Annotated in this window: 12 protein-coding genes; 11 read left to right on the top strand and 1 reads right to left on the bottom strand. The window is 68.5% G+C overall.

The features are described from left to right. Positions 1–25 precede the first annotated feature (25 nt). Positions 26–376 (bottom strand): PaaI family thioesterase, encoded by a 351-nt coding sequence (locus BIV04_RS00820; protein ID WP_235472223.1) that lies wholly within the window; start codon positions 374–376, stop codon positions 26–28. Positions 377–562: 186 nt separating this feature from the next. Between BIV04_RS00820 and polA the strand changes: the two genes are divergently transcribed. The 11 genes from polA to BIV04_RS00765 all read left to right on the top strand — a co-directional run bounded on the left by polA (position 563) and on the right by BIV04_RS00765 (position 13,944). Next, positions 563–3,235 (top strand): DNA polymerase I, encoded by a 2,673-nt coding sequence (gene polA, locus BIV04_RS00815; protein WP_071254582.1) that lies wholly within the window; start codon positions 563–565, stop codon positions 3,233–3,235. A gap of 376 nt (positions 3,236–3,611) precedes the next feature. After that, the gene (locus BIV04_RS00810; RefSeq protein ID WP_054146076.1) at positions 3,612–4,373 is read left to right on the top strand and encodes a DeoR/GlpR family DNA-binding transcription regulator; all 762 of its coding nucleotides are present in this window, start codon (positions 3,612–3,614) and stop codon (positions 4,371–4,373) included. 113 nt (positions 4,374–4,486) lie between these two features. Continuing rightward, positions 4,487–5,683, top strand: coding sequence for a PTS mannitol transporter subunit IICB (locus BIV04_RS17345; protein ID WP_054146077.1), 1,197 nt, complete (start codon positions 4,487–4,489; stop codon positions 5,681–5,683). Positions 5,684–5,730: 47 nt separating this feature from the next. Beyond that, the gene (locus tag BIV04_RS17340; protein ID WP_054146078.1) at positions 5,731–6,039 is read left to right on the top strand and encodes a PTS lactose transporter subunit IIB; all 309 of its coding nucleotides are present in this window, start codon (positions 5,731–5,733) and stop codon (positions 6,037–6,039) included. A gap of 2 nt (positions 6,040–6,041) precedes the next feature. After that, entirely contained in the window at positions 6,042–6,506 is a 465-nt protein-coding gene (locus tag BIV04_RS17335) for a PTS sugar transporter subunit IIA (RefSeq protein ID WP_071253369.1), read from the top strand. 27 nt (positions 6,507–6,533) lie between these two features. Then, entirely contained in the window at positions 6,534–6,803 is a 270-nt protein-coding gene (locus BIV04_RS00790) for an HPr family phosphocarrier protein (RefSeq protein WP_043592801.1), read from the top strand. A gap of 125 nt (positions 6,804–6,928) precedes the next feature. Then, a complete protein-coding gene (locus BIV04_RS00785) occupies positions 6,929–8,617 on the top strand; it encodes a DUF885 domain-containing protein (protein WP_071253367.1) in 1,689 nt (562 codons plus the stop codon). A 168-nt stretch (positions 8,618–8,785) separates the two neighbouring features. Further along, positions 8,786–10,234, top strand: a complete 1,449-nt coding sequence (gene rpsA / locus BIV04_RS00780; RefSeq protein WP_043592805.1) for a 30S ribosomal protein S1 — start codon at positions 8,786–8,788, stop codon at positions 10,232–10,234. A gap of 78 nt (positions 10,235–10,312) precedes the next feature. Further along, the gene (coaE, locus tag BIV04_RS00775) at positions 10,313–10,963 is read left to right on the top strand and encodes a dephospho-CoA kinase (RefSeq protein WP_071253366.1); all 651 of its coding nucleotides are present in this window, start codon (positions 10,313–10,315) and stop codon (positions 10,961–10,963) included. A gap of 10 nt (positions 10,964–10,973) precedes the next feature. After that, entirely contained in the window at positions 10,974–13,040 is a 2,067-nt protein-coding gene (uvrB, locus tag BIV04_RS00770; RefSeq protein WP_043592809.1) for an excinuclease ABC subunit UvrB, read from the top strand. Next, positions 13,030–13,944 carry an SDR family NAD(P)-dependent oxidoreductase gene (locus tag BIV04_RS00765; protein ID WP_071253364.1) on the top strand — a complete coding sequence of 305 codons (915 nt, stop codon included), beginning with the start codon at positions 13,030–13,032 and terminating at the stop codon, positions 13,942–13,944. Before uvrB ends, BIV04_RS00765 begins: the two co-directional genes overlap by 11 nt. The last annotated feature ends 24 nt before the right edge of the window (positions 13,945–13,968 follow it).

Raw genomic sequence — 13,968 nt, 5'->3', positions numbered from 1 at the left:
GGGCGGGCCTTCTCTCGTCGGCGACCTAGTCTCGGGCGTCCGTGAGGAAGTTCGTGATGCGGACCGTCGACAGGAGGCGGCCGCGGTCGTCGGTCATGACGACCTGGTGCGTGGTCAGGGTGGAGCCGAGGTGCAGGGCCGTGCAGGTGCCCGTCACCCAGCCGGTCGCGGCCGACCGACTGTGACTGGCGTTGAGTTCGATGCCCATGGCCACCCGGCCGGCTCCGGCGTGCACGTTCGCCGCGACCGATCCGAGGGTCTCGGCCAGGACGACGTGCGCGCCACCGTGCAGGATGCCGACCGGCTGCGTGTTTCCCTCCACGGGCATCCGGCCCACGGCCCGCTCGGCGCTCATCTCGTCGATGACGATGCCCATCTTCTCGGCCAGCGCGCCGACACCCCGACGGCGGAACAGCTCGACGGCGGCGTCGCTCAGGGACGCGTCGGACGAGACGGTCCTCTCGGCGTCGTTCGGGACGGCGGTCGGACTGCTCATGGTTCTCCGGGTGATGGGTCCGAGGCGCCCGGCGACGGTGTCGGGGGTGCCCGCTAGGCTGACGTGGTGACGGACGACACGAAGCCTACCCTCCTGGTCATCGACGGCCATTCCCTCGCTTTCCGGGCCTTCTACGCCCTGCCGGTCGACAGTTTCGTGAACCGCGAGGGCCAGCACACCAACGCCATCCACGGCTTCATCTCGATGCTGCTCAGCCTGCTCAAGGCCGAGAAGCCGACACATCTGGCCGTCGCGTTCGACATCTCCCGATTCTCCTTCCGCACCCGTGAGTACCCCGAGTACAAGGGCACCCGGTCCGAGACCCCTCCCGAGTTCGTCGGTCAGATCCCGCTCCTGCAAGAGGCGCTGCACGCCATGGGCATCACGACCATCACGAAAGAGGACTTCGAGGCCGACGACATCCTCGCGACCCTCGCCACCCGCGGTCGCGACGACGGCTACCGGGTCCTGGTGGTCTCCGGCGACCGCGACGCCATCCAGATGGTCAACGACGACGTCACCCTCCTCTACCCCTCGGCCCGAGGTGTCAGCGAGCTCACACGGTACGACCGCGACAAGGTCTTCGAGCGTTACGGCATCGAGCCCCACCAGTACCCCGAGGTCGCCGCGCTGGTCGGCGAGACGAGCGACAACCTCATCGGCATCGACAAGGTGGGGGAGAAGACCGCCGTCAAGTGGATCAACCTCTACGGCGGTCTCGACGAGATCATCGCGCGAGCGGACGAGATCAAGGGCGTCGTCGGGCAGAAGCTGCGCGAGCAGAAAGAGAACGCCGTCCGCAACCGCCGACTGAACCGGCTCGTCACCGACGTCGAGCTCCCGGTGGGGCCCGGCGACCTCGAACGCCGGGGCATCGACGAGGCCGCCGTCCGTGAGCTGTTCGACAAGCTGCAGTTCCGCACGCTGCTCGACCGCGTCCTTGCCCTGTCGGAATCGACCGACTCGTCTGCCGCGAACTCGGGCGAGGCGGCCGTGACGGCGGCGCCCGAGGGCCTCCCCGTCGTCCGGACCCTCATCGACGAAGAACTCGCCTTCTGGCTGAAGAAACACGCGTCCGATCCCGAGAAGCCCGTCGGCCTGACGGTCGAGTACGGCGCGGACGGCATCGTCGGGCTCGGCATCTCGTCCCTCGACGAGTCGGCGTACGTGCCCTGGGCTGCGGGACGCGGTGACTACGTGGCCCTCGAGGCCTGGCTCGACGACGCCACGCCCAAGGTGGTCCACGACGCCAAGCGGGCCTACAAGGCGCTGTCCCGCGCCGGCCTCACTCTGACGGGCATCGTCGGCGACCCCCGGGTCGCCGCCTGGCTGCTGCGCCCGGGCCGCACCTCCTTCACGCTCTCCGACCTCGTCTACGAACAGCTGGGCGAGACCCTGCCCGTCGGCGACCCCAACCAACTCGTGTCCGACGACGACGACGTCAACGTGGCCTCCGAGGCCTGGTACGTCCTCCGACTGTCCGCGTCGCTGGTGGCAGCCCTCGACGAAGGCTCTCGACGGGTGCTCACCGAGATCGAGCTGCCGCTCGTCCCGGTGCTCGGCGACATGGAGCTCACCGGCGTCGCCGCCGACCGCGAAACGCTCAAGGCGCTCTCGCTGCGGTTGGGCGAACAGGCCGGCGAGTTGGAGTCGGCCGCCTTCGGCGAGATCGGACGAGAGGTCAACCTCGGCTCGCCCAAGCAGCTCCAAGAGGTGCTGTTCGAGCAGCTCGAGATGCCCAAGACCCGGGCGACCAAGACGGGCTACTCGACCGACGCCGCCTCCCTGGCCGATCTGCAAGAAAAGCACCCGCATCCCTTCCTCGACCTGCTGTTGAAGCACCGCGACGCGACGAAGCTGCGCCAGATCATCGAGACCCTCGAGAAGTCGATCGCCGAGGACGCCCGCATCCACACGACCTACGACCAGACGGGCACGACGACCGGGCGCATCTCGTCCGTCGACCCCAACCTCCAGAACATCCCCGTCAAGGCCGCCGTCGGTCGCGAGATCCGCGCGGCCTTCGTGCACGGCCCCGACTACGAGACGCTCCTCACGGCCGACTACTCGCAGATCGAGATGCGCATCATGGCGCACCTCTCGGGTGACGAGGGGCTGATCCAGGCATTCAACGAAGGCGAAGACCTGCACCGGTTCGTCGGCGCCCGCATCTTCGGGGTGGAACCCGCCGACGTCACGCCTGCCATGCGCACGAAGGTCAAGGCCATGTCCTACGGCCTCGCCTACGGGCTCAGCGCCTTCGGCCTGTCGAAGCAGTTGCGCATCGAGACGGCCGAGGCACGTCAGCTCATGACCGACTACTTCGCCCGGTTCGGTGCCGTACGCGAGTACCTGCGCAACGTCGTCGAGCAGGCACGCGAAGACGGTTACACCGAGACCATCTACGGACGTCGCCGCCCCTTCGCCGACCTCAAGTCCCCGAACCGCGTCCTGCGCGAGAACGCCGAGCGAGCCGCGTTGAACGCGCCGATCCAGGGATCGGCGGCCGACATCATGAAGATCGCGATGCTCGGTGTCCGATCCGAACTCGACGAGCGAGAGATGAGCTCGCGCGTGCTGCTCCAAGTGCACGACGAACTCATCGTCGAGGTCGCACCGGGCGAGGTCGACGACGTGCGCGAGATCGTCCGCCGTCGCATGAGCGGCGCTGCAGACCTGCGCGTGCCGCTCGACGTCAGCGTCGGCCTCGGCGAGAGCTGGGACGCAGCCGCCCACTGAGCCGGCGACTCCGCATCCCCGCACAGGCGCCCCATCCAGGGCCCGCGCTCGGCGGCGGAGCGTCGCCGTCGGGGCGGGTCGCCCTTCGGTTCGAAGCCCTCCCTTCCTCGTCCTTCGCGTCCCCTCGTCCCCGATCCCCGGCCCGGGCGGCCCCGCTCGGGCACCCGATGCCCGCTCCTCGGGCAATCGACTGCCCATCGGGCAGCGAAACGCCCTCGACTCGGGCACAAACGGACACGACACGCGGCACAGACTTGACCGGGCCACACAAACGGACTTATATAAGCGCAGATCAACAGCAGTTGAACTCTTTCCGCACTTCCGCACCACCGGTCAGCCCTCGAGGCGACCGTGCAGTCCGACGACGAGGTCTCCCATGTACGCACCGGAGCGTCACCAGCAGATCCTCGACACCGCCCTGTCCCGGGGCCGGGTCGAGGTCGCCGGTCTCGCACGAGAGCTCTCCGTCGCGCCCGAGACCGTGCGCCGTGACTTGACGGCTCTCGAGCGCCGGGGCGTGCTGCGCCGCGTGCACGGGGGCGCCATCGCCATGGAGCGGCTCGGCATCGAGCCCCCCGTGGTCGACCGCGAGGGAACCGCCGCCTCCGAGAAGGAGCGCATCGCTCGGGCAGCCCTCGACGAACTGCCCGACGGCGGCTCGATCATCGTCGACGCCGGCACCTCGACCATCCGTCTCGCCGAACTGCTGCCCCTCGACCGCGAGCTGACCGTGGTCACGCATTCCCTCGCCGTCGCCACCATCCTGATCAGCCGACCGAACGTCACGCTGCACCTGCTCGGTGGGCTCATCCGCACCCGCACGTACTCGGCGGTGGGGGATTGGACGCGGGCCCAGATCGCGGACGTCTTCGCCGACGTCGCGTTCATCGGCACGAACGGCGTGTCGGTCGAGCGCGGCATCAGCACCCCCGATCTGGCGGAGGCGCGGGTCAAGCGCGCACTCATCGCCGCGTCACGACGCACCGTCGTCCTCGCCGACCACACCAAGTTCGGTCGCGAGGACTTCGCCAAGGTCGCGCCACTCACCGACGTCGACACCGTCATCACCGACTCCGGCGTGGACGCCGAGCTGGCCGACGACGTCGAGCAGGCCGGCCCCCGGGTCGTGATCGCATGACGCGAGTCCGACCGGCCACCCTCGTACCACCCCGACGCACCACAGCACCTCACACCACCTCCACCACCTCACACCCCTCTCGTCGCTGAGAGCAACAAGGAGAAGTCCTCACCATGTCCGAATTCACCCCCACCGTCACCGGTACGGGAGCCCGAGCGCGCGTCCAGCGCTTCGGCGGCTTCCTGGCCGGCATGATCATGCCGAACATCGGCGCCTTCATCGCCTGGGGCCTCATCACGGCCCTCTTCATCCAGACCGGTTGGACGCCGGTTCCCCAGCTCGGCGGCTTCGGCGAGATGTCCGACGGCACGCCGTGGCCCGGTCTCGTCGGCCCGATCATCAAGTACCTCCTGCCGATCCTGATCGCCTACACGGGTGGTCGCATGGTCCACGGTCAGCGCGGTGCCGTCATCGGTGCCGTCGCCGTCATGGGCGTCATCGTCGCGACCGACGTGCCTCAGTTCCTCGGCGCGATGATCGTCGGCCCGCTCGCCGCCTGGGTCCTGAAGCAGTTCGACAAGCTCGTCGACGGCCGCATCAAGTCCGGCTTCGAGATGCTCGTCAACAACTTCTCGCTCGGCATCATCGGTGGCGCCATGGGCGTCCTGGCCTTCTTCGGCCTGGCCCCGGTCACCACAGCGATCACGAACGTCTTCGGCGGCGCCGTCGGGTTCCTCGTCGACCGCGGCCTGCTGCCCCTCGCGTCGATCATCATCGAGCCCGCCAAGGTGCTGTTCCTCAACAACGCCATCAACCAGGGCATCCTGACGCCGCTCGGTGGCACGCAGGTGCAAGAGGCCGGCAAGTCGATCCTCTTCATGCTCGAGTCGAACCCCGGCCCGGGCCTCGGCATCCTCCTCGCGTACCTCTTCTTCGGTCCGCGCGCCATCCGCCCGTCGGCCCCGGCCGCGATCATCGTCCACTTCTTCGGCGGCATCCACGAGATCTACTTCCCGTACGTGCTCATGAAGCCGATCCTGCTCGTCGCCGCCGTCCTCGGTGGTGCGACCGGCATCGCGACCTTCGCGCTCTTCAACGTCGGCCTCGTCGGTCCCGCGTCGCCCGGCAGCATCATCGCCTACACGCTCGTCGCCGCCCGCGGGGACCTTCTCCCGATCTACCTGGGTATCCTGCTCTCGGCGGCCGTCTCGTTCGTCGTCTCGTCCCTCCTGATGGGCTTCGGCCGCAAGGAGAACCGCGAGGCCCGTGCCGAGGACGCCGCCGCGCAGGAGCAGGCTCTCGCCGACGCCCAGGCCGCCACCGCGGCCAACAAGGCCACCAGCAAGGGCACCGCGGCACCCACCGCCTAGCCCGCCCGCACCACCAGTCAGCACCACCACCACACAAGGAGAAGGTCATGGCAACCCTCGACGGTTCCAGCATCAAGAAACTCATCGTCGCGTGCGACGCGGGCATGGGCAGCAGCGTCATGCTGGCGTCCACGCTCAAGAAGCAGCTGAAGAAGAGCGGTGTCACCGTCGAGCACTCGCCCGTCGCGTCGATCCCGTCGGACGCCGACGTCGTCGTCACCCAGAACAACCTGGCCGAGCGTGCCCGCGGCGTCGTGCCGAACGTGCCCGTCGTGCCGTTCCAGCTGTTCATGGGAGACCCCAACGTCGCCAAGGTCGTCAAGGCGATCCAGGACGGCTCGACGGTCGAGGTCTGACGATGACCGACCAGCAGGCACCCGAGCTCTCGGCGCTCCTCGCCGAGTCGTCCATCCGACTCGACGAGGTCGCCGCCTCGCGCGACGAGGCCATCCGCAAGACGGGTCAGGCCCTCATCGACGCGGGCGCGATCGACGAGACGTACGTCGAGGCGATGTTCGAGCGTGAGAACTCGGTGTCCACCTACGTCGGCGAGGGTGTGGCGATCCCGCACGGCACCCTCGCCGGCAAGGACTCGGTCAAAGAGGACGCCCTCGTCGTCCTGCGGTTCCCGACCCCGGTCGACTGGGACGGCAACGAGGTCTCGGTCACGGTCGGAATCGCCGCCAAGGGCAACGGCCACATCGCGATCCTCAGCCAGCTCGCCAGCATCCTGATGGACCCCGACAAGGCCGCCGCCCTGCGCGGGTCGACCACGACCGCCGAGGTCTACGAGCTGCTCGCGTCGACCGACGACGACGACTGACCCCCACCCCCCTTCTGAGGAGAAGACATGCCAGAACGTTCCGTCACCATCGCCTCGAGCGTCGGGCTGCACGCCCGTCCCGCCTCGTTGTTCAGCCAGGCCGCCGGCAAGACCGGCGCCAAGGTCACGCTGACCTCCGCGGCCGGCAAGAGCGTCAACGCCGCCAGCATCCTCGGCGTGCTCTCGCTGGGCATCGGCCACGGTGAAGAGGTCGTCGTCGCGACCGAGGGCGATAACGCCGAGGCCGCCCTCGACGAGCTCGTCGCGCTCCTCGCGACCGATCTCGACAAAGAGTAGACAGCGGCACCAGGACGGGGCGCCCACCGACGAGAGTCGGTGGGCGCCCCGTTCGTCGTGGCACCCGAGGAGGCGCGGTGCGGGCCCTCCGGCACCGCGCCTCCTGCGTCACTAGGCTCGTCGCCATGACCGATCCCGCGACGACGCCGACCCCGCGCACACCGACCCCCGTCGACGGGGTCGCCGAACGCTGGGTGGACACTCTGTGCGAACTCGACCCGACCACCGCGACCTGGATCGGCCGTGAGGGCCGCACCGGCGAGTACGGCGATTACTCGCCCGAGGGTCACGCACGCCGCATCGAGGCCGTCCGGGCCGCTCTCGCCGAACTGCGGAGCACCGCCCCCGTGGACGATGTCGACCGCGTCACCCGGGACGACCTGACGAGCGAGCTCCAGCTCGACCTCGAGTACGCCGAGCAGCGACTCGAACTGCGCGACCTGAACGTCATCGCGTCGCCGGCACAGGGCATCCGCGAGGTGTTCGACCTGATGCCGACCGACTCCGAGGGGGACTGGGTCGACGTCGCGTCCCGCCTGGGTCGGGTTCGGACCGCCGTCGACCAGTACGTCGAGACGTTGCGTGCCGGCATCGCCGGGGGAGTGACCCCCGCCCGCCGCCAGGTCGAGAAGGTGGCCGAGCAGTGCGCCCGCATCGGTGCCGCCGACGGCTTCTTCACCGAGTTCGTCGGCGGAGCCCGGCTCGGCGACGGCAGCGAACCCGGCGCGGCGCTGGCTCGGGACCTCACGTCGGGCGCCTCGTCCGCCGCGGAGGCCTACGTCGACCTGCGACGCTTCCTGCTCGACGAGCTGCTCCCCGCCGCCACCACCGTGGACGCCGTCGGACGCGACGCCTACGCCCTGCACTCGCGACGGTTCCTCGGAGCGACGGTCGACCTCGACGAGACCTACGAATGGGGGATCGACGAGCTCGCCCGGATGACGACCGAACAAGAGGCCGTCGCACGTCAGATCGACCCCGGAGCGTCGGTCTCCCGGGCCATCGAGCTGCTCGATGCCGACCCCGCACGCCAGCTCGTGGGCACCGACGCCCTCCGCGCCTGGATGCAGGAGCTGAGCGACCGGGCCGTCGCCGAGTTGGGGCGCGACCAGTTCGACATCCCCGAGCCCGTCCGCCGGCTGGAGTGCCGCATCGCGCCGACGAAGGACGGCGGCATCTACTACACGAGCCCCAGTGACGACTTCTCGCGACCCGGTCGCATGTGGTGGTCGGTGCCCGAGGGCGTCACCCGCTTCGGCACCTGGCGTGAGACGACGACGGTCTTCCACGAGGGCGTCCCCGGCCACCACCTGCAACTCGGCCAGGCCGTCCACAACCGGGCCACGCTGAACACCTGGCGCCGACAGCTGGCGGGGACCTCGGGGCACGCCGAGGGGTGGGCCCTCTACGCGGAGCGACTGATGGACGAGCTCGGCTGGCTCGGCGACCCTGGCGACCGGTTGGGCATGCTCGACGGTCAGCGCATGCGCGCGGCGCGCGTCGTCCTCGACATCGGCGTCCACCTCGGCAAGCCGTTCCCCGGCGGCGGGTCCTGGGACGCGACGAACGCCTTCGCTTTCATGTCGGAGAACGTCAACATGGACACCGAGTTCGTGCGCTTCGAGGTCGACAGGTACCTCGGCTGGCCGGGACAGGCGCCGTCGTACAAGGTCGGTCAACGCATCTGGGAGGACCTCCGCGCCGAACGTGCCCGGCGGGACGGCGACGCGTTCGACGTCAAGTCCTTCCACCGCGACGCCCTTCGGCTGGGCGGAGTCGGGCTCGACACGCTCCGGCGAGCCCTGTTGCACTGAGCCGTTCCGGCTGCCGACACGCCGTTGCCCGCACCGACGGCACCGCGCTAAGATGATCGCGCGCTATCTGCGTCGATCTTTCCGCACGCCGCGTTCGACACATCCTCCCGAACACCGTTCGAGGGGCGAACACGGCCCGATTCATGCCCGTACTGGAGCACTAACTACATGACAACCGTAACGACCAAGGCACCCAAGCAGGTCGCCATCAACGACATCGGATCCGCTGATGACTTCCTGGCCGCGGTCGAGAAGACCCTGAAGTTCTTCAACGACGGCGACCTCATCGAAGGCACCGTCGTGAAGATCGACCGCGACGAGGTCCTCCTCGACGTCGGCTACAAGACCGAGGGTGTCATCCCCTCGCGCGAACTCTCGATCAAGCACGACGTCGACCCCACCGAGGTCGTCGAGGTCGGCGACACGGTCGAAGCCCTCGTCCTCCAGAAGGAAGACAAAGAAGGCCGTCTGATCCTGTCCAAGAAGCGCGCTCAGTACGAGCGTGCCTGGGGCGACGTGGAGAAGATCAAGGACGCCGACGGCGTCGTCACCGGTACGGTCATCGAGGTCGTCAAGGGTGGCCTCATCGTCGACATCGGCCTCCGTGGCTTCCTCCCCGCCTCGCTCATCGAGCTGCGCCGCGTCCGCGACCTCACGCCCTACCTGGGCCAAGAGATCGAGGCCAAGATCCTCGAGCTCGACAAGAACCGCAACAACGTGGTCCTGTCGCGCCGTGCCCTGCTCGAGCAGACGCAGTCCGAGAGCCGCACCACCTTCCTCAACAACCTCCACAAGGGCCAGGTCCGCAAGGGCGTCGTCTCGTCGATCGTCAACTTCGGTGCGTTCGTCGACCTGGGCGGCGTCGACGGTCTGGTGCACGTCTCCGAGCTCAGCTGGAAGCACATCGAGCACGCCAGCGAGGTCGTCGAGGTGGGCCAGGAGGTCACCGTCGAGATCCTCGAGGTCGACCTCGACCGTGAGCGCGTGTCGCTCTCACTCAAGGCCACCCAGGAAGACCCGTGGCAGGTGTTCGCCCGCACGCACGCGATCGGTCAGGTCGCTCCGGGCAAGGTCACCAAGCTCGTCCCCTTCGGTGCGTTCGTCCGCGTGGCCGACGGCATCGAGGGTCTCGTGCACATCTCCGAGCTGTCGGCGAAGCACGTCGAGCTGGCCGAGCAGGTCGTCGCCGTCGGCGACGAGGTGTTCGTCAAGGTCATCGACATCGACCTCGACCGCCGTCGCATCTCGCTGAGCCTCAAGCAGGCCAACGAGGGCGTCGACCCCGAGGGCACCGAGTTCGACCCGGCGCTCTACGGCATGCTCACCGAGTACGACGACCAGGGCAACTACAAGTACCCCGAGGGCTTCGACCCCGAGACGAACGAATGGCGCGAGGGCTTCGACTCGCAGCGCGAGAAGTGGGAGCAGGACTACGCTGCCGCCCAGGCGCGCTGGGAAGCCCACAAGAAGCAGGTCGCTGCCTCGCTCGTCGAAGAGACGACGTTCGACGCTCCCACGGGTTCGTCGTTCTCGGCCGAGTCCGCCTCGGGCGCCGGCACCCTCGCCGACGACGAGTCGCTCGCCGCTCTGCGCGAGAAGCTGTCGAACAACAACTGAGTCCCTCCGGTCTCGACCAGAAGGCGGTTCCCCCTCGGGGGAGCCGCCTTCCGGCGTTCCCGGCGTAGTCTCGACGTCGTGTTCGTCTGTGGATTGACCGGTGGCATCGCCGCCGGCAAATCGGTCGTGGCCCGTCGACTCGCCGAACGGGGGGCGGCGCACGTCGACGCCGACGCCCTCGCTCGAGAGGTGGTCGAACCCGGATCGGCGGGACTCGCGGACGTGGTCTCCCGCTTCGGGTCCGACGTGCTGCAGCCCGACGGCTCCCTCGACCGGGCCGCCCTCGGGGCCGTCGTCTTCGCCGATCCTGACGCTCGCCGTGATCTCGAAGGGATCACGCACCCGGCCGTGCACGCTCTCTCGGCCCGGCGCATGGCCGACGCCGTCGCCGACGACCCGGAACGCGTCGTGGTCTACGACGTGCCGCTCCTCGTCGAGTCGCGGGGGACCGCCGGCTTCGACGTGGTCGTCGTCGTGCACGCACCGCGTGAGGTGCGCCTGCGGAGGCTCGTCGAGCTGCGGGGGATGAGCGACGAGGAGGCGCGGCGCCGCGTGGACGCGCAGGCGGACGACCGGACGCGGCTCGCCGTCGCGGACGTCGTCGTCGACTCGTCCGGGTCGCTCGAGCACACGCTGGAGCAGGCCGACGACCTCTACGACCGGCTGCGTTCGCTGTCAGCGGCGAAGCAGGCAGCCTCCCCGGACGCGAGTGTCGGTGGTCCCTCGTAAACTGGAATCCATGGAACCGACCCGCAGCGTCCGCCCGTTCGAAGTCATCAGTGAGTTCGAACCCAGCGGCGACCAGCCGGCTGCCATCGCCGAGCTGGCGGGGCGCATCAACGCGGGTGAGACCGACGTCGTCTTGCTGGGTGCCACCGGAACGGGCAAGTCGGCGACCACGGCCTGGCTCGTCGAACAGGTGCAGCGACCCACGCTCGTCCTGGCCCACAACAAGACGCTCGCGGCCCAGTTGGCGAACGAGTTCCGGTCGCTCTTCCCGAACAACGCCGTCGAGTACTTCGTGTCGTACTACGACTACTACCAGCCCGAGGCCTACGTCCCGCAGACCGACACCTTCATCGAGAAGGACAGCTCGGTCAACGCCGAGGTCGAGCGCCTGCGACACTCGACGACGAACTCCCTGCTGAGCCGGCGCGACGTCATCGTCGTCTCGACGGTGTCCTGCATCTACGGTCTCGGCACTCCCGAGGGCTACATGGAAGCCATGATCGCCCTCCAGGTCGGCATGCGGATCGATCGCGAGACTCTCATCCGTCGCTTCGTCTCGATGCAGTACCAGCGCAACGACATCGACTTCTCCCGTGGCAACTTCCGGGTGCGGGGCGACACCATCGAGATCATCCCCATGTACGAAGAACTGGCCATCCGCATCGAGATGTTCGGCGACGAGGTCGAGGCCCTGTACGCCCTCCACCCGCTCACGGGCGACGTCGTCAAGACGATGGACGCGGTGTCGGTCTTCCCGGGGTCCCACTACGTCGCGGGTACCGACGTCATGCACCGGGCGATCGGGACCATCAAGGACGAACTCGCCACCCGTCTCGACGAGCTCGACAAGCAGGGCAAGCTCCTCGAGTCCCAACGTCTGCGCATGCGCACGACCTTCGATCTCGAGATGATGGAACAGATCGGTTTCTGCAACGGCATCGAGAACTACTCGGCGCACATCGACGGTCGATCGCCCGGCGAGGCGCCCCACTGCCTGCTCGACTACTTCCCCGACGACCTGCTCGTGGTGATCGACGAGTCGCACGTCACCGTGCCCCAGATCGGTGCCATGTACGAGGGCGACGCCTCACGCAAGCGCACCCTCGTCGACCACGGCTTCCGGCTGCCGAGTGCCCTCGACAACAGGCCGCTCAAGTTCGAGGAGTTCCTCGACCGGGTCGGCCAGAAGGTCTACCTCTCGGCGACACCCGGCAAGTACGAGCTGGGGATCACCGACAGTGTGGTCGAGCAGATCATCCGACCCACCGGGCTCATCGATCCCGAGATCGTGGTCAAGCCGTCCGCGGGTCAGATCGACGACCTGCTCGAAGAGATCCGCACTCGGGTCGAGATCGACGAACGTGTCCTGGTCACCACCTTGACCAAGAAGATGGCCGAAGAACTCACCGACTTCCTCACCGAGGCCGGCGTGCGGGTGCGGTACCTGCACTCCGACGTCGACACGCTCCGACGGGTCGAGCTGCTGACCGAACTGCGCCAGGGGGTCTACGACGTGCTCGTCGGCATCAACCTGCTCCGTGAGGGCCTCGACCTCCCCGAAGTGTCGCTCGTCGCCATCCTCGACGCCGACAAAGAAGGCTTCCTCCGCTCGTCGACGTCCCTCATCCAGACCATCGGTCGTGCGGCCCGCAACGTGTCGGGTCAGGTGCACATGTACGCCGACGTGATGACCGATTCGATGAAACAAGCACTCGAAGAGACCGATCGTCGTCGCGAGAAGCAGGTCGCCTACAACCTCGAGCGCGGCATCGATCCCCAGCCGTTGCGGAAGAAGATCGCCGACATCACCGAGGTCCTGGCCCGAGAGGGCGCCGACACCGCTCGCCTCCTCGCGGATCGCCAGGGCGGCAAGCGCGCCCCCACGCCGAACCTCCGCCGCGAGGGCAAGGCGGCCAGCGCGGCGAACGGTCTCGAAGCCATCATCGCCGACCTCAACGAGCAGATGCTGCAGGCCTCGGCCGAGCTCAAGTTCGAGTTGGCCGGTCGGCTCCGCGACGAGGTCGCCGACCTGAAGAAAGACCTGCGCCAGATGGAGGCGGCCGGCCATGCCCGGTGAACGTCGCCGTGTCGTCGTCACGGGTGCGACCGCGGGTCTCGGCTATTACTCCGCCGAGCGGCTCGTCACGGCCGGTCATCAGGTCGTCCTCGCGTCCCGCGACGCAGAGCGAGCCGTCCGGGCCGCCGATCTCCTGCGCAGCCGCGTGCCCGGGGCGGACGTCGACACCGTCGCCCTCGACCTCGCCGATCTCGCGTCGGTCCGCTCGGGTGCGTCCGCCATCGCCGCCGGTGGGCCGGTCGACGGCTTGCTGGCCAACGCAGGCGTCGTCGGTTCCCGTCGGCGTCAGACGACGACCGACGGCTTCGAGCTCCAGTTCGGCACCAACCACCTCGGCCACTTCGCGCTGGTCTCGCACCTCCTTCCGGCACTCGAGTCGGCCGGGAGGGCGCGAGTCGTGCACCTCGGCAGCATCAGCCACCGGTGGGTGCGACTCGACCTCGACGATCCCATGATGGTCTCGAGCTATTCGGGGGCCGTCGCCTACGCGCGATCCAAGCTCGCGGTCATGACCTTCGGGTTCGACCTCGATCGTCGACTCCGGGCGGCCGGATCGTCGATCTCGAGCGTCGTCGCCCACCCCGGGTTCTCATGGGAGTCCCTCAGCGATCCACGCCCGCCCGTCGTCGAACCCCACCGTCCTCCCGCCGTCCTCACCTCGATGATGCACACGTTCTCCCAGGGCAAAGAGGTCGGAGCAGAGCCCCTCGTCCACGCCCTCGTGGGCGAAGACGTCGTCGGCGGGGAATACTGGGGTCCGGCCGGATGGTTCCAGCTGACCGGCGCCCCGGCTCACGTGCCCGCCAAACGTCATACCCGCGACGAGTCGGTCGCAGCCCGTCTCTGGCAGGTGTCGGCCGGCCTGACGGGCGTCCAACCGGTCATCTCGTCCCCGGCCCCCTGACCCTGCGCCGCCGGCTGCATCTCC

This window comes from Frigoribacterium sp. MCBA15_019, from assembly GCF_001864945.1.
GTDB lineage: Bacteria > Actinomycetota > Actinomycetes > Actinomycetales > Microbacteriaceae > Frigoribacterium.
This window is presented reverse-complemented; position numbering and strand designations above follow the sequence as displayed.

What these genes read in the sequence shown, in the direction of transcription:
- BIV04_RS17335 (WP_071253369.1), top strand. Translation starts at nt 6,042, where the DNA reads ATGACCGACCAGCAGGCACCCGAGCTCTCGGCGCTCCTCGCCGAGTCG.
- BIV04_RS17345 (WP_054146077.1), top strand. Translation starts at nt 4,487, where the DNA reads ATGTCCGAATTCACCCCCACCGTCACCGGTACGGGAGCCCGAGCGCGC.
- BIV04_RS00790 (WP_043592801.1), top strand. Translation starts at nt 6,534, where the DNA reads ATGCCAGAACGTTCCGTCACCATCGCCTCGAGCGTCGGGCTGCACGCC.
- BIV04_RS00810 (WP_054146076.1), top strand. Translation starts at nt 3,612, where the DNA reads ATGTACGCACCGGAGCGTCACCAGCAGATCCTCGACACCGCCCTGTCC.
- uvrB (WP_043592809.1), top strand. Translation starts at nt 10,974, where the DNA reads ATGGAACCGACCCGCAGCGTCCGCCCGTTCGAAGTCATCAGTGAGTTC.
- BIV04_RS00785 (WP_071253367.1), top strand. Translation starts at nt 6,929, where the DNA reads ATGACCGATCCCGCGACGACGCCGACCCCGCGCACACCGACCCCCGTC.
- BIV04_RS00820 (WP_235472223.1), bottom strand. Translation starts at nt 376, where the DNA reads ATGGGCATCGTCATCGACGAGATGAGCGCCGAGCGGGCCGTGGGCCGG.
- BIV04_RS17340 (WP_054146078.1), top strand. Translation starts at nt 5,731, where the DNA reads ATGGCAACCCTCGACGGTTCCAGCATCAAGAAACTCATCGTCGCGTGC.
- rpsA (WP_043592805.1), top strand. Translation starts at nt 8,786, where the DNA reads ATGACAACCGTAACGACCAAGGCACCCAAGCAGGTCGCCATCAACGAC.
- BIV04_RS00765 (WP_071253364.1), top strand. Translation starts at nt 13,030, where the DNA reads ATGCCCGGTGAACGTCGCCGTGTCGTCGTCACGGGTGCGACCGCGGGT.